Genomic DNA, 17,633 nt, shown 5'->3' with positions numbered 1-17,633 from the left:
GAGGTGGGGCCGTGGCCGTGGTGGAAGAGGCGGACACACCGGCGCGGGAGGTAGGCCGGCACGACGAGAACGTGGTTCTCGACGTCCGCGATCTGCGGATGCGGTACGGGACGACGGATGTCCTCAACGGGGTGAACTTCACCGCCCGACCGGGTGAGGTGGTCGCGCTGCTGGGCCCGAACGGCGCCGGCAAGACCACGACGATCGAGATCCTGGAGGGGTTCCGGATGCGCTCGGCCGGCGAGGTCGCCGTGCTCGGCGTCGATCCCGCGCACGGGGGCGAGGACTGGCGCGCGCGGCTGGGCGTGGTGCTCCAGTCGTGGCGGGACCACGGGCAGTGGCGGATCCGTGAGCTGCTCGGGCACCTCGGCGAGTACTACGCGCCGTACTCGACGGACCGGATCACCCGTCCGTGGCCGCTCGATGAGCTGATCGAGGTCGTCGGACTCACCGAGCACGCGCACAAGAAGATCGCCCGGCTCTCCGGCGGTCAGCGGCGGCGGCTGGACGTCGCGATCGGCATCGTCGGCCGGCCAGAGCTGCTGTTCCTCGACGAGCCCACCGCCGGCTTCGACCCGGAGGCCAGGCGCGAGTTCCACGACCTGGTGCACCGGCTCGCCGACCAGGAGACGACCATCCTGCTCACCACCCACGACCTGGACGAGGCCGAGAAGCTCGCGGACCGGATCCTGATCCTGGCCGGCGGCACGATCATCGCCGACGGCACCGCCGACGAGCTGGCCAGGTCGATGTCGACCGAGGCCGAGGTGCGCTGGACGGTCGACGGGCAGCGGTTCGTGCACTCCACGCACGACGCCACCGCGTTCGTGCGCGACCTGTTCCGCGAACACGACGAGGCGATCGGCGACCTGGAGGTCCGCCGGCCGAGCCTGGAGGACGTCTACATGGCGATGGTGCGCCAGTTCGAGGCCGGACAGCACGAGGCGGCCGTCCGCGAGTTCTCGGAGGTGACGGCATGAGTACCGGCTCTGCGCTGTACGCCGCGCGGGTCGGCCTGCGGCGGGGCGGGCTGGAGGTGCGGCACACGTTCACCAACAGCCAGGACCTGTGGAACTACATCTTCCCGTCACTGATCTTCCTGGTGGTCATGTTCTTCATGCGCGGCGCGGCGGTGCCTGGCACGGACTTCTCGCTCGGGTCGCGGACGCTGCCGAGCGTGTTGGGGATGAGCGTGGCGTTCGGCGGCCTGGTGACGCTGATGATGTCGCTGGCGCTGGAGCGTGAGGACGGCACCCTGCTGCGCGCCAAGGCGATCCCGAACGGGATGCTCGGGTACCTGGTCGGCAAGCTGGTGCTGGTCGCCGGGATGACGGTGGCGAGCATGCTGATCGTGCTGGTGCCGAGCCTGTTCATGCTGGACGGGATCGCGCTGACCAGCGTCACCGCCTGGCTGACCCTCGCCTGGGTGCTCGTGCTCGGGTTGGTCGCGACGCTGCCGCTCGGGGCGATCTTCGGGTCGCTGTTCACGAACCCGCGCAACGCCGGGGTGATCATGATGCCGGTGATGGGCCTGGTCGCGATCTCGGGCGTCTTCTACCCGATCCAGTCGTTCCCCGAGTGGCTGCAGGGCGTGGCGCAGGTGTTCCCGATCTACTGGCTCGCGCTCGGCATGCGCTCGGCACTGCTGCCGGACGAGCTGGCCGCCGTGGAGATCGGCGAGTCGTGGCGGCACCTGGAGACCGTGGGTGTCCTCTCGGCGTGGGCGGTCGCCGGACTGGTGCTGGCACCGTGGGTGCTGCGGCGGATGGCCCGCCGCGAGTCCGGCTCGAGCGTCGCCGAGCGCCGGGAGCGCGCGATGCGGCGGGTCGCGTGAGCGAGGCGATCTACAACCGGATCGCGATGTTGCGGGTGGAGCGCGGGGTGTCGCGGCGGCAGCTCGCCGAGGCGCTCGGGGTGCACTACCAGACGATCGGGTACCTGGAGCGGGGCGAGTACAGCCCGAGCCTGCACCTGGCGTTGCGGATCGCGGAGTACTTCGGGGTGGCGGTCGAGGTGGTGTTCTCCACCTCGCCGTTCCCCCGGATCGGCGAGTCGTCGCAGTCGGCGTGACGGTGCGTTCCCTTCTGTCGGTGCGGTGCGCATACTGACGAGTATGAGCAGCGTGACGTTCGGCAGCGTGCCGACGGAGTTGGGGGACGTGTTCGCGGCGGTGACCCCCGACGGGGTGGTCGCCACCGCGTTCTCCGACTCGCCGCACGTGCGGGCGGCGGTGGCGGGCCGGCTGGGGTTGGCGGAGGGCGAGGACACCGCGCCGGTCGACCGGGTACTCGCCCAGCTGCGCGAGTACTTCGCGGGCCGGCGACAGGCGTTCGAGCTCGACGTCGACTGGCGGCTGATGTCCAGCGCGCAGCGGCGGGTACTCGGCACCCTGTACGAGACGGTCCCGTACGGAACGGTCGTGACCTACGGCGAGCTGGCGCACCGCACCGGCATCCCGGCACGAGGGATCGGCGCGATCATGGGCAGCAACCCGATCCCGATCGTGGTGCCGTGTCACCGGGTCGTGGCAGGCGACGGGCTGGGCGGGTTTAGCGGCGGTAGCGGAGTGGAGTCGAAACGTCGACTGCTCACACTGGAGGGTTATCTTCCGCCGGGCCTCTGGTAACCACCGCACCTTTTGGCCCGATGGGCCGTTGAACCTCGTACGCCGAAACCGAACTGGGGAGTTTTCATGGGCACGGTCGGCCCACGTCCGGTGGTCAGCCGACGGCGGGAGGTCAGTGGCGGAAGCGCGCGGTCGCTGCTGATGACGCTGCTGGGCGAGTACGTGCTGCCGGCGGGCGAGCCGGTCTGGACGTCGACGCTCGTCGACGCGCTGGCGCTGTTCGACGTCGAGGAGAAGGCGGCCAGGCAGGCGCTGGCCAGGTCCGCGGCGGAGGGCTGGCTGAGCTCCGACCGGATCGGCCGCCGGGTGCGGTGGCGCCTGTCCCCGCCGGGCCGAAGGCTGCTGGTCGAGGGCGCCGACCGCATCTACGGCTTCGGCAGCGGCGACCGGCACTGGGACGGCCGCTGGCTGGTCCTCCTGGTCTCGGTCCCCGAGGCGATGCGCGACCTGCGGCACAAGCTGCGCACGCGGCTGAGCTGGGCAGGCTTCGGCAGCCCGACCCCCGGCGTGTGGATCACCCCGCACGCGACCGCGGAGGCCGAGGCAAAGACCATCCTCGACGAACTCGACCTGTCGTCACAGGCGATGTCGTTCCTGGCGAACTACGGCGCACTCGGCCGGGAGCGCGACATGGTCGCGAGCGCGTGGAACCTGACGGACGTGGCGGAGCGGTACACGGCGTTCATCGACGAGTTCACCGCGTTGGACCCGGACACCCCCGACGGGATCCTGCGAGCCCAAACCCTGCTGGTGCACGAGTGGCGCCGTTTCCCGTTCCTCGACCCGCAACTGCCGACCGACCTCCTGCCCCCGAACTGGACCGGCGCCACGGCAACCGCCCTGTTCAACGACAAGCACCAGCACTGGCGCCACCCGGCCCAACAACGCTGGGCCGAACTGGCCAGGTCCTAGCCACCCGAGCCACCCGAGCCGCGCGACCGGCACGGATGGCCAGCTCCGGAACACCCGAGCCACGTGACCGGCACGGATGGCCAGCTCCGGAACACCCGAGCCGCGCGACCGGCACGGATGGCCAGCTCCGGAACACCCGAGCCGCGCGACCGGCACGGATGGCCAAGTCCGGAACACCGGCCCCACGCGACCGGCGGGGATGGCCAAGTCCGGAACACCGGCCCCACGCGACCGGCAAGGACTGGGCTGGTCCTGGACGCCCGACACACGTGACCGGCCGAACTGGCCAGATCCTGAACGTCGAACCGTGCGACCGGCAGTCGCGGCGCGTGTGTTGTTGCCCCGGGCACGCGGAACCGGTGATCGGCGGGTGGTCGGGGCCGTGCGAGGGGGCACGGTCCCGACGCCCGTCGAGCTTGGAGTCAGGCTGCTCTTGTGTCAGGTCTCTCCGTCGTCGGGGTCTCCTTGTCGGGGGTGGACGCACGTTGCGCGGCGAAGTGGGCGAGTTTCGCTTTGTGGCGTGCTCTCAGTCCGTGTTCACGGCGGATCTGGAACTCGGCTCGTACGACCGCCCGGGCCGCTTTTCGTTCGCGGAGAAGCTCGAGGCCGCGTTGGGTTCGCTGGCTCACCAGGTCGACGGGTCGGTCGAGGTCAGGCTGCCGCTCGCTGTCATTCGTCATGATCACGACGGTGCCATGGGGGTCCGACAGAAAAACCGCGCGGGATCGGGATTCGGGGGCATTGCGGGGGATGCGGTTACGGAATGTGTTGCGCCCGGGCGCGGGGACTCACCCGGACGTTGTGGGCCAGGGTTCACACGGTGACCGAACCCGGGGGACGAACACGGATGGGTGGACGCAGGTTCACCGAGCCGGGTAATTCGGTGGACGGGTGCCGGTCAGGGTGGTTGAGTCCCCGTACGCCACTGACGCGGAGAGGAGGTGCGGACATGTTCGTCACGTCGATCATGTGCTCCCGCCCCGCCCTCGTGGCGTTTCGGCGGGGTTGAGGGAGCACCTCGAACCCCGAAGGAAACACCTGATGACCGATCTGGTCGTGCGTCCGCTCCACGCGGGCGAGGAACACCTCTTCCACCAGCTCCACGTGCCACCGCTCGTCGGCGTGCAGACGCTCGGGCGCGACTACCGCACCACGCTCGAACGCAACCAGTACCGCCTCGGGTGGACCTGGATCGCCCAGCGCGGCGACCGGGTCGTCGCGCGCGCCGCCTGGTGGGCGGGGCCTGACGACCCGGCACCGCTCGCGCTCGACTGGCTCGACTTCGCGCCCGGCGAGGAGGACGCCGCCGTCGAGATCCTGCGGGCCGCCGGCGTCGACGCCGAGTACTGCCTGATCCTGCCGCCGCGCTGGCGGGACGACCCGGCCGTTCGCGCCGCCGGCGAGGCCAGGATCGCGGTCGCCGAACGAGCCGGCCTGCAGCCGTTCGTCGAGCGGCTCCGGTACACCTGGACCCCCACCGATGGGCTGCCCGACCGGCCGGACCGGCTCCGGTTCACGGCCGAGCCCGACGACGAGGTCATCCTCGACGTGCTCCGCCGGATCGTGCACGGCTCGCTCGACGCGCACCAGCGCCGGGCCCGCGCCGAGGGCGGAGCGGACGCCGCCGCCCGTGACGAACTCGAGTTCCTACACTGGATGCCCTCGCCCCGGCACTGGTGGCGGCTGGCCCACACCCCCGACGGTGACCTGGTCGGGTTGACCGTCCCGGGTCGCAACTACGGTGGTCCCGTCATCGGCCTCGTGGGCGTGGTGCCCGAGCAACGCGGCCACGGGTACGCCTACGACCTGCTGGTCGCGGCCACCCACCTGCTCGTATCGGAGGGCGCCGAGGAGATCACCGCGGAAACCGACACCACGAACACCCCGATGGCGGCGACGTTCGCGCGCGCCGGCTACCCCATCAGCCAGGAAAGGGTCTACCTGAAGTGACGGACACGCTCGCCGCCGCGCGGTACGCGCGCCTGCGATGGAACACCCCGCTGGCCGAGGACCACGCCGACCTGCTGCTGGAGCGGCTGGCCCTCACCGCGGACACCAGCCTCGTCGACCTCGGCTGCGGCTGGGGCGAGCTGATGCTCCGGGCGGTCGCGAAGACCTACAACCGGGCCGTCGGGGTGGACTCCGACCCGGCGGCGCTGGACCGCGCGCGGCGAGCGGCCCGCGAACGCGGGCTGGCGGACCGGGTCGAGTTCGTCGAGGAGAAGGCGGAGTCCTTCCGCGGCACCGCGGACCGGGCGATCTGCATCGGCGCCGCGCACACGCTGGGTGGCACCCGCAACATGCTGACCGCGCTCGCCGACGTCGTCCCGTCCGGCCGGGTCCTGATCGGTGACGGGTGCTGGCCCGCGCCGCCGACCCCGGGCGCGCTGGACCTGTTCGGCAACGAGTTCCTGTCCCTGCCCGACCTGGTCACGACCGCGAACGCCACCGGATGGCGGGTGCTGCACCTGAGCACCGCCAGCCAACTCGAGTGGGACGACTTCGAGTCGCGGCACCGGGCCGGGCAGCAGGAGTGGCTGATGGCCAACCAGGACGACCCGCGCGCGGGTGAGGTCAGGGAGTGGATCGACAGCCGCGAGCGGGTGTACCTCACGGCGTACCGCGGCGTGCTCGGCTTCGCCTACCTGGTGCTCGGCCGCTGACGGTTCCTTTGACAGGGCGGCGAGGCGGGTGCTACCCATGTTTGGGAGCGCTCCCAAATGCTCGTCCTTCGGCGAAGGAGAGACCATGTGGCGCATCGTCCGCGCGCTGGCCTGCGCGTTGCTGCTGGCCGGGTGCTCGGCTTCCGACGACCCGGGCGACCAGGGCGACCAGGTCGGAGGCCACGGCCACCACCGCGCCCCGAACAACGATCCCCAGCTCATCCCGGCCGGCAAGGTCGGGGCGCCCGCCCTCGGCCAGCCGGTCGAGTCGATGGACGAGCTGACGGCCTGGGTGCGCGAGGTCACCGGCGAGTGCGCCGACCCGGCCGAGGCCGACGCGGCGGAGCTGGCCGACTACCTCGGCCCGACGCGGGTCGAGTGGTACGGGCCGTTCGTGGCGGAGTGGGCGACGTGTGGCATCGAGCCCCACGACCGGCTCGGGCTGGTGCTGTTCGAGCCGGGTCAGCAGCGGGCGCTGCAGGAGTTCTGGCTGCGCGGCCTGGAGTCCGGCGAGCTGGCCGAGAACCCGGACTGGGCGTTCGGCAACGGCTTCGCGGTGACCGCCGGGCCGCTGGGCACGCAACGCCTCGGCCTGCACTATCTGTGGTGCGAGCCGGTCGATCTGCCCGACGCGCACACCGTGCCGGCCGACGTCGAGGGCTGCGTGTACGCACGGCCGTGATCGCCGGGAGTGTTTCGGGCCGTTCGGACGTTGTACGGGTATGCCTGTGTTCGTGTTCCTGCTGCTGGTGTTCGTGGCCGAGATCGCGGTGGTCGTGGCCATCGGGCAGACGATCGGTCTGCTGACCACGATCGTGCTGCTGGTCGCCGTGTCCGTCGTGGGCGTGGCGATGCTGCGCCGGCAGGGCACGCGCACGCTGACGTCCTTCAACGAGGCGCTGCGCAGCCGGCGAGACCCGTCCCCGGAGATGGTCGACGGGATGCTCGTCGGGGTGGCCGCGGCGCTGGTGCTGTTCCCCGGCTTCGTGAGCGACGTGCTCGCGTTGCTGCTGCTGTTCCCGCCGACGCGCGCGGTGGTCCGCCGCCGCGTCCTGCGCCGCGCGGCGGAACGTCAGCGCCAGCACAGCCCGGTCATCGTGGTCGACTCCGAGGTCGTGTACCCGGACCGAGCCCCCCGTCCCGGCACCCCCATGATCATCGAGTCGGAACGCGAGGACCGCGACTAGCACATCACCCGATCGCGTCCTCCTGCGCGGAATTGCCATCGATGTACAACCGATCGAACAGGCCATTGACCTGCTCGTGAAACGAGGCCCCATGCTCGGGCGCGCTATGGTCGACCGCGTCGAGGGTCCGCCTGCCACAACACGAAGAGGCCGGCTGAGCGATGCGACGTTCCTGGTAGGACGCCAGAAGGCTCGGTACGACGAGGTTACGGGTCGCGACCTGGAACGCGCTCGCGCCGACGCACGCACTCGGACGCAGGCGTACGTCCTCAGCTTCCGACTCGGTCAGCTTCGGGTAAGCAAGCTCGAGAGCGGTGACGTCGGGCAGTTGGAGGTCGACACGCTGACCCGCTACGTCACAGCCCTGGGCGGGCGTCTCAGGCTGGTCGCGAACTTCGACGACCACGATGTCGACGTCTTGGTCGGTACCGGGCGTTCAGCCGGCTGAACGCCCGGCGCCCGGCACTACCTCGTGGTCAACGCAACGGTGTCGGGTAGGCGACCGGGCCGCGGCGGCCTGCCTGGTCGACCGCCCGCACGCCGAAGAACACGTTGTCCTTCGACATGTCCACCGTCGTCTCGGTCACGTCGCCGACCGGGATCACGTGGGTCCACTCCGGATCGGTGGTCTCCCGCCAGACGACCTCGTACCCGGCCAGGTCCGGCTCGGTGCCGCGCTCCCACACCAGCACGGTGTCGTTGGTGAGGTTGTCGGTGCGCACATGGGTGCCCTTCGGGGTGCCGGGCGCGTTGGCCAGGGTCCACAGGGTGGCCGCGTTCACCTTGGCCACGCGGTGCATGTACCCGAAGTCGCAGAACTCGATCAGGTCGCCGTACTGCTTGCCGTCCTCGACCCGTACGTCCTGGTGCTGGTGCGCGTAGTCCTCGTGCGGCTCGGTGAACCGGGCCGCCGGGTAACCCTGCTCCAGGAAACCGATGTGGTCGCCGCCGCGCAGGTAGCGGTCGCGGCGGTAGATCACCCGCACGTCCATGCCGGTGGCGCGGTTGTCGGCCACCGTCCGCACGAAGCGGGCGAGCTGCCGGGACGGTGAGTCGTTCTCGCCACCGACCGAACGGCGGACCGCGGCCTCCTCCTCGGTCTCGTCGGTCGGCACGCCCTCGGCGAACAGCCGGACCGTGCGCGGGTCGCGGGTGCCGTCGTCGGCGGTGCTGCTGCCGACGATGTCGTTGGTGAACATGCCCTGCACGTCCACCCCGGCCTCCCGGTACCGGACGGCCATGTACCGGGCGCCGTAGAGGCCCTGTTCCTCACCGGCGACGGCGGCGAACACGATCGTCGCCGCCGGCTCGCGGCGGGCCATGACCCTGGCCAGCTCCATCACGATCGCCACGCCGGACGCGTCGTCGTCGGCGCCCGGCGAGTCGTCCGTGGCGTTCATGACGTCGCTGATCCGCGAGTCGTAGTGCCCGGACACCACGTACACCCGCTCCGGCGAGGTCGACCCGCGCAGGGTGGCGACCACGTTGGTGATCCTGGTGGGCACCGGGATCCGTCCGCCGTCCGGCTCCTGGACATACGACTGCGGCTCGACGGTCATCCGGCCGTCCGAGGCCTCCGCGTACCGGGACAGCTCGGCGAGGATCCAGTCGCGGGCGGCGCCGATGCCGCGTTTCGGATCGTCCTGTGTGGACAGAGTGTGCCGGGTGCCGAAGGACACCAGCGAGCGCACCGACGCCTCGATCCGGCGGCGGTCCAGCTCGCGCAGGATGTCCAGCAGCTCCCGGCTCGGCCGCTGCGGCAGCGGCGGGCGGTCGGAGCCGTGCCCTGGCTCGCCGGTCGCGGTCCCGGGCGCTCCGACCAGGGTCACGCCGCCGGCCGCGACGGAGGCGGTGAGGAAGGTTCGGCGGGAGGGAGTCTGTGTCATCCCTCCTGCCTAGCCCTCACCACCGCACGTTGTCCAGGTACTCGAAGCTGTTGCGTGCGGTGTCCAGCGGCGCCGGCTGGTCGTCGCGCTCCACCAGCCAGTAGCGCACGCCGGCGACACCCGCCTTCTCGAAGATGTGCGGGAAGTCGACGACGCCGTGACCGACGTCGGCCCAGCCGCCCGCGCCGTCGTGGTCCTTGACGTGCAGCACCGGGAAGCGGTCCGGGTGGTCGGCGAAGATCCACCGGCTGTCCACGCCTGCGCGGTGGGCCCAGCCGAGGTCGAGTTCGAAGCCGACGCAGCGCGGGTCGCTCTCGTGCAGCAGGATCTCGTACAGCTGCTTGCCGCCGATGACGTCGAACTCCGTGCCGTGGTTGTGATGCAGCACGCCGCCGAGGCCCAGCTCGCGGGCGGCCCGGCCGGCCTCGGTGAGCTGCCGTGCGCCGAGTTCCATGCCCTCGACGGTGTACATGTCGCCGGGGAACGACGAGAGCACCACCCAGCGCACGCCGATGGTCTTCGCGTCGGCGAGCTTGGCCTCCAGGTTGTTCACCAGGTCGCCGTGACCGACGTGCAGGATGACCGGGTTCAGCCGGGCCTCGCGGCACATGTCCCTGATCTCGTCGGCCGGGCGGGGGAACGCGCTTACCCCGACGCACTCGTAGCCGATCCGGCTCATCGCCATGAGGGTGCCGAGCGGGTCGTCCGCCAGCAGGTCGCGGACGGTGTAGAGGTGCATGCCGATGCCGCGGTCGGGGATGCGGCCCCGGTTGCCGTGACCCGGGGTGGCGGCCGCGCTGCCGGCGAGGCCGGCGGCCGCGGTGGTGGCGAGTGTCGCGCCGCCGAGGAGGTGCAGGATCTCTCGTCTCGTCTGGCCCATCAGGTGCGCTCCATTGCTGGCCGGGGGCTCCAACATCTCGGAAAGTACCTGAGAAAGCGCTTTCCTGCTAGCCCCCAACCTCGGCTTGACGTCCACCCTAGCCCTGTGGTTCATTAGTGAAGTAATGAACCACCGAACCAAGGAACGGACGTGTTCGACGACCGCAGCCCGATCTACCGGCAGATCGCCGAGCAGATCGAGGCCGACGTGCTGCGCGGGACACTGCGCGGTGACGAGCAGGTCATGTCGACCACCAAGTACGCCGCGTTCCACCGGATCAACCCCGCGACGGTCGCGAAGGCGTTCCAGCAGCTCGTCGACGACGGCGTGCTCTACAAACGCCGGGGCATCGGCATGTTCGTCAGCCCGGACGCCCCGGAGGCCCTGCGTGAACGGCGTCGCAAGAGCTTCTTCGCCGACGTGGTGGAGCCGATGGTGACGCAGGCCAGAACACTCGGCATCCCGCTGTCCGACCTCGTCCAGCAGATCACTGAACTGTCCAATAAGGATATTCGACCATGAGTACTTTCATTGAGGCGGAACGGTTGTCGTTGCGGTACGACGACGTGACCGCGCTCGACGAGGTGAGCTTCACGCTGACCGGAGGCAAGATCTACGGCCTGCTCGGCCGCAACGGCTCCGGCAAGACCAGCCTGCTGTCGCTGCTCGCCGGCTACCGGAAGCCGAGCGGCGGCACGGTGACCGTCGGCGGGCGACCGGTGTTCGAGAACGCGGAGGTCACCGGCCAGCTGTGCCTGGTGCGCGGCACCGGCGACGCCGCGGTGTCCGGGCTGAAGGTCAAGGAGCTGCTGGAGTTCGCCGAGCACCTGCGGCCCAGCTGGGACGCCGGCTACGCCCGCGAGCTGGTCGACCTGTTCGAGCTGCCGGTGGACAAGAACGCCGGCACGCTCTCGCACGGCAAGCAGTCCGCGCTCGGCATCGTCGTCGGGCTCGCCTCGCGCACGCCGGTGACCATGTTCGACGAGTCCTACCTCGGGCTGGACGCGCCGTCGCGGTACAAGTTCTACGACGCGCTGCTCGCCGAGGCGATGGCCCACCCGCGCACGATGATCCTCTCCACACACCTCATCGAGGAGGTCAGCGCGCTGTTTGAGGAGGTGCTGATCCTCGACGATGGCCGGCTGGTGCTGCACGACGACGCCGAGGCCCTGCGCGCGTCCGGCTCCGCGGTCACCGGGGACGCCGAACAGGTCGACCGGTTCGTCGACGGCATGCGCGTACTCGGCGAGAAACGCCTCGGCCGCACCAAGTCCGCGATGGTCTACGGCGAACTCGACGCCGACCGGCGGGCGCGGGCGCAGGCCGCGGGACTCGACCTCGGCCCGCTCGCCCTGCAGGACCTGTTCATCCACCTGACCGAACCGGCGAACGCACACCAGGGAGAGACCCCATGACCACCCGGATCGCGAAGCGCTGGCCGACGCTGCGCGTGATGCTCGCCGCGCACCTGCCGTTCGTCGCGGTGTTGTGGGTGCTGTTCACGGTCGTGGTGCTGATCATCGCCGGGGTGGTCGGCGTGACCAACGGGATGCCGGACAGCGTCGTGCACGACGCGGCCACCCAGGTTCCGCGCTGGCTGCTGTTCGGCCTCGGCCTGGACCTGGTCAACACCTACCTGCGGCTGCAGCTCGCGCACGGGCGCACCCGGCGGGAGTTCTTCGGCCAGGCGGTGACGCACACGGTCCTGGTCTCCGGGTTCGCCGCCCTGCTGGTCACCCTGTGCTACCTGGTCGAGCGCGCGCTCTACGCGATCCTCGACTGGCCGCAGACGCTGGACCGGACCGGCCTGTTCACCGCCGCCGACCAGTACCCGGTCATCTTCGGCACCTACTGGCTGACGCTGCTGCTGTGGACGGTCGCGGGGGTGCTGATCGGGCTCGGCTTCTTCCGCTCCGCCGGGCACGGCCTGCTCACCATCCCGCTCGGACTGGTGGTCGTGCTGCCGAGCCTGGTCGTCGTCGGCAACAGCGGCATGCCGTTCATCGGGGACGACCTCGCCGTCGTCGGCCTCTCGAACGCGACGGTGCTCGGCGTCAGCTGCGGGCTGTTCGTGCTGGCCGTGGGACTGGCCTGGGCCATGGTCCGGCACGTGCCGATGAAGCCCCAGGCCGTGTGACGGGGGTGTGACGGGGTTGTCAGCGCGTCACGTCGTGTGACAGGTTGCGTACATGCGTATTCGCCCGCGTTCCCTGCTCGCGCTGGCAACCGCGGCGGTGGTGGCCACCACGCTCGCCGCTCCCGCGCAGGCCGCCCCCGCCCCCGCACCCGCTCCGCCGGCCAAGGCCACCTGGTGGCACGAGGTCGACCCGCGACCGTCCAACGAGGAGGTCGGGCGCCGGCTCGACCAGCTCGCCGACCGCAGCCGAGGCCGCGTCGACGTGCGCACGATCGGCGAGACCAACGAGGGCCGTCCGGTGTGGGCGGCCAGGGTCGGGAACGGCCCGCTGCGCATCCAGTACGTCTCCCAGCAGCACGGCAACGAGCCGCTCGGCGCACCGGCGGCGCTGGAGTTCCTGCGTACGGTCGGGGTCGGCAACACCGGGTGGCACCGGTGGCTGCGCTCCCAGCTGACCGTGGACGTGATCGTGCGGGCCAACCCGGACGGGCACGCGCGGGACTGGCGCTACAACTACGACCCGGACGCCGACCCCGAGTACGGCGAGCGGGGCAAGGGCTACGACATCAACCGCTACCACAACCCGGACCTGGCGCCGGAGGACAACCCGGCCACCGAGGCGGGGCACATCCAGCGCGCGTGGCTGGAGTTCCGGCCGGACATCGTGGTCGACTACCACATGCAGGGCCGCTACGTGGACGACGACGGTCGGGAGATCACCGCGTCGGTGTACTGGCCGAGCGCCGACGGGGTCGCGCCGGAGGCCGTCGACGCGGCCAAGCAGGTGTCCGTGGTGGCCCAGAAGTCCATCGACCACCTGGCCGGCGGGTACGTGAGCCAGTACCCCGGCGGGACCTACGAGGGCATCGCGCGCAACGCCTACGGCCTGCGCGGCAGCGCGAGCGTGCTGCTGGAGCTGTCGGCGATGGGCCAGGAGTTCGAGCAGAAGCAGATCCGCTCGGCGTACGTGGCGATGCTGGCCATCGCGCAGACCGCCGCCGACGGCTCGGTCGACCGGATCGACCCGGCCCGCGCCGACGACATCCCGCTGCGCGGCGACCCGATCCGGAACTGAGTCACCAGCTCCCGCGGTGGTCCGGGATCGTGAAGATCAGCGGGACCACCGCGAGGAGCAGGACGGCCAGTACCACGAACGAGTGCGCCTGGGACATCGCCGGGTTCGCGCTGTTCGCCAGCACCGCGGTGGTGACCGAGACGGCGATGATCGCCCCGGTCTGCCGGAACATCCCGCGCAGCCCGGCGATCGACGCCGCCTGGTCCGGCGCGAGTGACAGGCCGGCGTTGTTCGTCGCCGGGACGGCGAGGCCCATGCCGAGGCCGGTCAGGCCGGCGGCGAACGCGAGCCAGGCATAGCCGGAGATCCCCGGCGGCGGCAGCGCCATCATCGCCAGCCCGACGATCAGCAGCCCGAACCCGACCAGCATCGGGATCCGGTGCCCGGCCCGGCGCAGCGCCAGCACGGCCAGCGCGGCGACGCAGATCATGCCGACGCCGCGGGCGGTGAGCAGGGTGCCCGCGGCGAGCGGATCGAGGTGGAAGCGTTCCTCGGCGTAGAGCGGCACCAGCGCGCCGAACCCGATCGCGGCGCCGCCGAACAGCAGGTTCAGCACGTTCATCGCGCCGAACGTCTTCCCGCGCAGGAACCGGACCGGGATGAACGGGGCCCGGTGCCGCGCGGTGTGCCGCACGAACAGGACCGCGGCGAGGACCGCGACCGCCTCCGGCACCAGGAACCAGGGGCTGGCCAGGCCGAGGTCGAGGTTGGTCAGCCCGTACATCGTGGCCAGCATCAGCGTGGCCAGCAGCACCAGCCCGCGCACGTCGACCCGCTCGGCCGGCTTGCGCGGCGACTCGGCGATGAGCTTGGCGGCCAGCACGAACAGGATCACCCCGATCGGCACGTTGACCAGGAAGATCGCCCGCCAGCCGAGCCAGCTCACGATGACGCCGCCGAGGATCGGGCCGACGATCGCGCCGGCCGGGAAGATGCTGGTGAACATGCCGACCGCGCGGTCGCGGTGCCGGCCGAAGTGCTCGGCGACGATCCCGGTCGCGGACGGCAGGAACGCGCCGCCGCCGAGTGCCTGCACCGCGCGCAGCGCCACCAGCAGGTAGATGTTGTCGGCGAACCCGCAGGCCAGCGACGCCAGCGTGAACACGGCGATGCCCACGAGGAACACCCGCTTGCGGCCGAAGTGGTCGCCGAGCTTGCCGGCCGTCGGCATGGCGATGATCTGACCGAGCGAGTAGACGGTGATCGTCCAGCCGCTCCAGGTCAGCTCGGCGGACAGGTCGGTCTGGATCGCGTTCAGCGCGGTGGCGACAATCGTCTGGTCCATCGACGCCATGAACAACGCGATCGCGACCACCGCGAAGACGAGGTGGCGGCGGGGCAGCGGATCCGGGCCGTCGGCGGAGGACGCGGTGTGGGATGTGTCTCCTACGCTTCGCGTCCGCATGACTCGACAATAATTTGCTTGCCGACAAGCAAGCAATCCGTTTGTGACGAACGTCCGAGGAGGTCATCGTGGATGCCGAGGCAGTGGCGCGGCTGCGGCGGGCCATCGGGCGGCTCGCGCGCATGTTCAACGCGGCGTCCGCGAGCGAGGACCTGACCCCGACCCAGGCGTCGGTCCTGGGGCTCGTCGCCCACCGGGGGCCGCTCGGTCTGGCCGAGCTGACCGAGCTGGAAGGGCTCAACCCGACGATGGTGTCCCGGGTGGTGTCCAAGCTGGACGGCGACGGGCTGATCCGCAGACTGCCCGACCCAGCCGACCAGCGGGCGGTCCAGCTCGAGGCCACCGAGCCCGGCCGGCAGACCCACCAGCGGATCCTCGCCGCGCGGACCGAGACCGTCGCCAAGATCCTGGAGGGGCTGCCACCCGAGGTCGGCGACACGCTCCGCGACGCGCTGCCCGCGCTCGAGGCCCTCGCCGAGGGCATGCGCGACCGGCGCGGATAGCGGCACAGCTGGCGGCACACTTGACCGTCCCTTGAGCCGACGTGGAGATCAGCGGGCGAGTCTCGGTCCCGACGCCTAGCCCAAGGAGGGTCGCCGTGACCGCTGCCGCCAGCTCGACCGGGTCAGCAGCCGTGTCCGCCACCTCAGCGGAACCAGCCGAGTGGGTGAGCTGCCGCCAGTGCCGCTCGCTGGTCTACGACAAGCGGCTGAGCCGCGGTCTCCGGGTGTGCCCGGACTGCGGCCACCACGGCCGGGTGGACGCCCGCAGCCGGGTCGAACAGCTCCTCGACCCCGGCACCGTGACGATCCTGGACCTGCCGGTGCACTCGGCCGACCCGCTCGGGTTCACCGACTCCAAGCCGTACCCGGACCGCCTCGCCGGCGCCCGAGCCAGCACCGGTCTGGACGAGGCCGTGGTGTGCGCGAGCGGGAGCATCGAGGGGAACCCGCTGGTCGTCGCCGTCATGGACTTCGCGTTCATGGGCGGCAGCCTCGGTGGCGCGGTCGGCGAGCTGATCACGCTGGCCGGGGAGACCGCGCTGGAGCGCCGCGTTCCGCTGCTGATCGTCACCGCGTCCGGCGGGGCGCGGATGCAGGAGGGCGCCATCGCGCTGATGCAGATGGCGAAGACCAGCGCGATGCTCGGCCGGCTCGACGAGGCCGGTCTGCTCACCGTCACGCTGGTGACCGATCCGACGTTCGGCGGCGTCGCGGCGTCGTTCGCGACGCTGTCGGACGTGATCATCGCCGAGCCGGGCGCCCGGCTGGGGTTCGCAGGTCGCCGGGTGATCGAGCAGACGATCAAGCAGACCCTGCCGCCCGACTTCCAGACCGCGGAGTTCCTGCTGGCTAACGGGCTGATCGACATGATCCGCCCGCGCCAGGAGCTGCGCGGGACGCTGGCCAGGCTGCTGGCCATGGGCTCGCCGGCCACCCGGGTCGACGAGCCGGCGCCGCCGGTCGGCGAGACCGCCGCGCCCGAGGGCGAGCGGGACCCGTGGCAGGTCGTGCAGCGGGCCCGCGACCTGAACCGGCCCACCACCGCCGACTACCTCGGCCTGCTGCTCGACGACTTCGAGGAGCTGCGCGGCGACCGGCTCGGCGCCGAGGACCCGGCGATCATCGGCGGCCTCGGGCGGATCGCCGGCGTGCCGGTGGTCGTCATGGGTCACCAGAAGGGCCACACCGCGGCCGAGCTGGCGACCAGGAACTTCGGCATGCCGACCCCGGCCGGCTACCGCAAGTCGGCGCGGCTGCTGCGGCTGGCCGGCAAGCTGGGCCTGCCGGTGGTGTCGCTGATCGACACGCCGGGCGCCTACCCCGGCAAGGAGGCCGAGCGGCACGGCCAGGCCATCGCGATCGCGGAGAACATCCGGCTGATGGCGTCGCTGCCGGTGCCGGTGGTGAGCGTGGTCACCGGCGAGGGCGGCAGCGGCGGCGCGCTCGCCCTCGGCGTCGCCAACCACGTGCTGATCTGCGCGAACGCGGTGTACTCGGTGATCAGCCCGGAGGGGTGCGCGGCGATCCTGTGGAACGACCCGCAGGCCGCGCCGCGCGCCGCCGAGGCGCTGCGGATGACCTCGACCGAGCTGCTCGGGCTCGGCGTCGTGGACCGGATCGTGCCGGAGCCGCCCGGTGGCAGCCAGGCCGACAACGTCGCCGCCGGGCAGCACCTGCGCACCGAGGTGCTGGCGAGCCTGCGGGAGCTGTTGCCGCTCGGGCGGGACGAACTGATCGCCGGCCGGCGCGCCAGGTTCCGCGCGTTCGGCACCGGAAGCTGAAGACCGACCCCGGAAGGGCAGGATCGATGACCCACCCACTTCCCCGCGCCGTGAGCAGCGCGGACCAGACCGACGAACGGACCGTCGAGGAGGTGCTGGCCGCCGTCCGGCACACCGCGGCCGACCTGCTCGCCACCTCGCCGCAGCCGCCGAGCACGCTGAACGTGCGGATCGGCGACGTGGCCGTGGAGATGGCCTGGCAGCCGCCGCAGGTCGCGCCGGCGACCGTGGACGGGGCCGTGGTGCCACTGGTGCCAGCGCCCGTCCCGGCCGCGCCCGCCGCCCCGGCCGGCCCGACGCTGAACGCGGCCACCGTCGGCACCTTCTACCGGGCGCCGGCGCCGGGCGCGCCGCCGTTCGTGTCCGAGGGCGACGAGGTCTCCCCCGGCCAGCAGGTGGCGATCATCGAGGCGATGAAGCTGATGCTGCCGGTTGAGGCCGAACGCGGCGGCCGGGTCGCCGAGGTGCTGGTGGCCGACGGCGAGGGCGTCGAGTACGGCCAGCCGCTGTTCCGCCTCGCCAGTGCGGACGGCGCCGCCGAAGGAACCGACGAATCCGAGCTCGCGGCCTGAAGGGTG

The 17,633-nt window shown here is 71.4% G+C and carries 20 protein-coding genes; 16 read left to right on the top strand and 4 right to left on the bottom strand.

Going from position 1 to position 17,633, the window contains the following annotated elements:
* Positions 1–98: 98 nt before the first annotated feature.
* The 9 genes from JT362_RS25210 (at position 99) to JT362_RS25170 (ending at position 7,388) form a co-directional block, all read left to right on the top strand.
* Complete coding sequence (locus JT362_RS25210) at positions 99–980, top strand: ABC transporter ATP-binding protein (RefSeq protein WP_260194236.1); 882 nt, start codon at positions 99–101, stop codon at positions 978–980.
* Positions 977–1,834, top strand: a complete 858-nt coding sequence (locus tag JT362_RS25205) for an ABC transporter permease (protein WP_260194209.1) — start codon at positions 977–979, stop codon at positions 1,832–1,834. The genes JT362_RS25210 and JT362_RS25205 overlap by 4 nt, the downstream gene beginning before the upstream one ends.
* Positions 1,831–2,070 (top strand): helix-turn-helix transcriptional regulator, encoded by a 240-nt coding sequence (locus JT362_RS25200; protein WP_260194208.1) that lies wholly within the window; start codon positions 1,831–1,833, stop codon positions 2,068–2,070. Before JT362_RS25205 ends, JT362_RS25200 begins: the two co-directional genes overlap by 4 nt.
* Positions 2,071–2,113: 43 nt before the next feature.
* On the top strand, positions 2,114–2,626 hold the full coding sequence (locus JT362_RS25195) for a methylated-DNA--[protein]-cysteine S-methyltransferase (RefSeq protein ID WP_260194207.1): 513 nt from the start codon (positions 2,114–2,116) through the stop codon (positions 2,624–2,626).
* 66 nt (positions 2,627–2,692) lie between these two features.
* The gene (locus JT362_RS25190) at positions 2,693–3,538 is read left to right on the top strand and encodes a PaaX family transcriptional regulator (RefSeq protein WP_260194206.1); all 846 of its coding nucleotides are present in this window, start codon (positions 2,693–2,695) and stop codon (positions 3,536–3,538) included.
* A 1,041-nt stretch (positions 3,539–4,579) separates the two neighbouring features.
* Positions 4,580–5,488, top strand: a complete 909-nt coding sequence (locus JT362_RS25185; RefSeq protein ID WP_260194205.1) for a GNAT family N-acetyltransferase — start codon at positions 4,580–4,582, stop codon at positions 5,486–5,488.
* Positions 5,485–6,201 carry an SAM-dependent methyltransferase gene (locus tag JT362_RS25180; protein WP_260194203.1) on the top strand — a complete coding sequence of 239 codons (717 nt, stop codon included), beginning with the start codon at positions 5,485–5,487 and terminating at the stop codon, positions 6,199–6,201. Before JT362_RS25185 ends, JT362_RS25180 begins: the two co-directional genes overlap by 4 nt.
* A gap of 85 nt (positions 6,202–6,286) precedes the next feature.
* Complete coding sequence (locus JT362_RS25175) at positions 6,287–6,883, top strand: hypothetical protein (protein ID WP_260194202.1); 597 nt, start codon at positions 6,287–6,289, stop codon at positions 6,881–6,883.
* Positions 6,884–6,923: 40 nt separating this feature from the next.
* Positions 6,924–7,388, top strand: a complete 465-nt coding sequence (locus JT362_RS25170) for an FxsA family protein (RefSeq protein ID WP_260194201.1) — start codon at positions 6,924–6,926, stop codon at positions 7,386–7,388.
* Between the two features lie 4 nt (positions 7,389–7,392).
* Here JT362_RS25170 and JT362_RS25165 read toward each other — a convergent pair whose 3' ends face one another.
* The 3 genes from JT362_RS25165 to JT362_RS25155 all read right to left on the bottom strand — a co-directional run bounded on the left by JT362_RS25165 (position 7,393) and on the right by JT362_RS25155 (position 10,154).
* A complete protein-coding gene (locus tag JT362_RS25165; protein ID WP_260194199.1) occupies positions 7,393–7,794 on the bottom strand; it encodes a hypothetical protein in 402 nt (133 codons plus the stop codon).
* A gap of 70 nt (positions 7,795–7,864) precedes the next feature.
* Positions 7,865–9,274 (bottom strand): M20/M25/M40 family metallo-hydrolase, encoded by a 1,410-nt coding sequence (locus JT362_RS25160; RefSeq protein WP_260194198.1) that lies wholly within the window; start codon positions 9,272–9,274, stop codon positions 7,865–7,867.
* Between the two features lie 16 nt (positions 9,275–9,290).
* Positions 9,291–10,154 (bottom strand): sugar phosphate isomerase/epimerase family protein, encoded by an 864-nt coding sequence (locus JT362_RS25155; protein WP_260194197.1) that lies wholly within the window; start codon positions 10,152–10,154, stop codon positions 9,291–9,293.
* Between the two features lie 150 nt (positions 10,155–10,304).
* Between JT362_RS25155 and JT362_RS25150 the strand changes: the two genes are divergently transcribed.
* From JT362_RS25150 to JT362_RS25135, 4 genes are read left to right on the top strand one after another with little or no spacing between them, the layout of a single operon-like run.
* Positions 10,305–10,676, top strand: coding sequence for a GntR family transcriptional regulator (locus JT362_RS25150; protein WP_260194196.1), 372 nt, complete (start codon positions 10,305–10,307; stop codon positions 10,674–10,676).
* Positions 10,673–11,569 (top strand): ATP-binding cassette domain-containing protein, encoded by an 897-nt coding sequence (locus JT362_RS25145; RefSeq protein ID WP_260194195.1) that lies wholly within the window; start codon positions 10,673–10,675, stop codon positions 11,567–11,569. Before JT362_RS25150 ends, JT362_RS25145 begins: the two co-directional genes overlap by 4 nt.
* Positions 11,566–12,291 carry a hypothetical protein gene (locus JT362_RS25140; RefSeq protein WP_260194194.1) on the top strand — a complete coding sequence of 242 codons (726 nt, stop codon included), beginning with the start codon at positions 11,566–11,568 and terminating at the stop codon, positions 12,289–12,291. The genes JT362_RS25145 and JT362_RS25140 overlap by 4 nt, the downstream gene beginning before the upstream one ends.
* Positions 12,292–12,343: 52 nt before the next feature.
* Positions 12,344–13,366 carry a M14 family zinc carboxypeptidase gene (locus tag JT362_RS25135; RefSeq protein WP_260194192.1) on the top strand — a complete coding sequence of 341 codons (1,023 nt, stop codon included), beginning with the start codon at positions 12,344–12,346 and terminating at the stop codon, positions 13,364–13,366.
* A gap of 1 nt (position 13,367) precedes the next feature.
* Here the strand turns inward: JT362_RS25135 and JT362_RS25130 are convergent, their stop codons facing one another.
* Positions 13,368–14,771: an MFS transporter gene (locus tag JT362_RS25130; RefSeq protein WP_260194191.1), complete on the bottom strand. Its 1,404-nt coding sequence runs from the start codon at positions 14,769–14,771 to the stop codon at positions 13,368–13,370.
* Positions 14,772–14,839: 68 nt separating this feature from the next.
* On the opposite strand from JT362_RS25130, the gene JT362_RS25125 reads away from it, so the two are divergent.
* From JT362_RS25125 to JT362_RS25115, 3 genes are all read left to right on the top strand, one after another.
* Entirely contained in the window at positions 14,840–15,274 is a 435-nt protein-coding gene (locus JT362_RS25125) for a MarR family winged helix-turn-helix transcriptional regulator (protein WP_260194190.1), read from the top strand.
* 95 nt (positions 15,275–15,369) lie between these two features.
* A complete protein-coding gene (accD, locus tag JT362_RS25120; RefSeq protein WP_260194189.1) occupies positions 15,370–17,055 on the top strand; it encodes an acetyl-CoA carboxylase, carboxyltransferase subunit beta in 1,686 nt (561 codons plus the stop codon).
* Positions 17,056–17,081: 26 nt separating this feature from the next.
* Positions 17,082–17,627, top strand: coding sequence for an acetyl-CoA carboxylase biotin carboxyl carrier protein (locus JT362_RS25115; protein WP_260194188.1), 546 nt, complete (start codon positions 17,082–17,084; stop codon positions 17,625–17,627).
* The last annotated feature ends 6 nt before the right edge of the window (positions 17,628–17,633 follow it).

This window comes from Actinophytocola gossypii, assembly GCF_025165815.1.
Classification (GTDB): Bacteria; Actinomycetota; Actinomycetes; order Mycobacteriales; family Pseudonocardiaceae; genus Actinophytocola; species Actinophytocola gossypii.
The sequence above is the reverse complement of the archived record's forward strand: the minus strand, read 5'-3'. Positions and strand labels throughout refer to the sequence as shown.

Bases quoted from the DNA above. Each gene is read 5' to 3' on its own strand.
- JT362_RS25210 (WP_260194236.1), top strand. From the start codon at position 99: ATGCGGTACGGGACGACGGATGTCCTCAACGGGGTGAACTTCACCGCC.
- JT362_RS25205 (WP_260194209.1), top strand. From the start codon at position 977: ATGAGTACCGGCTCTGCGCTGTACGCCGCGCGGGTCGGCCTGCGGCGG.
- JT362_RS25195 (WP_260194207.1), top strand. From the start codon at position 2,114: ATGAGCAGCGTGACGTTCGGCAGCGTGCCGACGGAGTTGGGGGACGTG.
- JT362_RS25190 (WP_260194206.1), top strand. From the start codon at position 2,693: ATGGGCACGGTCGGCCCACGTCCGGTGGTCAGCCGACGGCGGGAGGTC.
- JT362_RS25185 (WP_260194205.1), top strand. From the start codon at position 4,580: ATGACCGATCTGGTCGTGCGTCCGCTCCACGCGGGCGAGGAACACCTC.
- JT362_RS25175 (WP_260194202.1), top strand. From the start codon at position 6,287: ATGTGGCGCATCGTCCGCGCGCTGGCCTGCGCGTTGCTGCTGGCCGGG.
- JT362_RS25170 (WP_260194201.1), top strand. From the start codon at position 6,924: ATGCCTGTGTTCGTGTTCCTGCTGCTGGTGTTCGTGGCCGAGATCGCG.
- JT362_RS25160 (WP_260194198.1), bottom strand. From the start codon at position 9,274: ATGACACAGACTCCCTCCCGCCGAACCTTCCTCACCGCCTCCGTCGCG.
- JT362_RS25155 (WP_260194197.1), bottom strand. From the start codon at position 10,154: ATGGGCCAGACGAGACGAGAGATCCTGCACCTCCTCGGCGGCGCGACA.
- JT362_RS25145 (WP_260194195.1), top strand. From the start codon at position 10,673: ATGAGTACTTTCATTGAGGCGGAACGGTTGTCGTTGCGGTACGACGAC.
- JT362_RS25140 (WP_260194194.1), top strand. From the start codon at position 11,566: ATGACCACCCGGATCGCGAAGCGCTGGCCGACGCTGCGCGTGATGCTC.
- JT362_RS25135 (WP_260194192.1), top strand. From the start codon at position 12,344: ATGCGTATTCGCCCGCGTTCCCTGCTCGCGCTGGCAACCGCGGCGGTG.
- JT362_RS25130 (WP_260194191.1), bottom strand. From the start codon at position 14,771: ATGCGGACGCGAAGCGTAGGAGACACATCCCACACCGCGTCCTCCGCC.
- JT362_RS25115 (WP_260194188.1), top strand. From the start codon at position 17,082: ATGACCCACCCACTTCCCCGCGCCGTGAGCAGCGCGGACCAGACCGAC.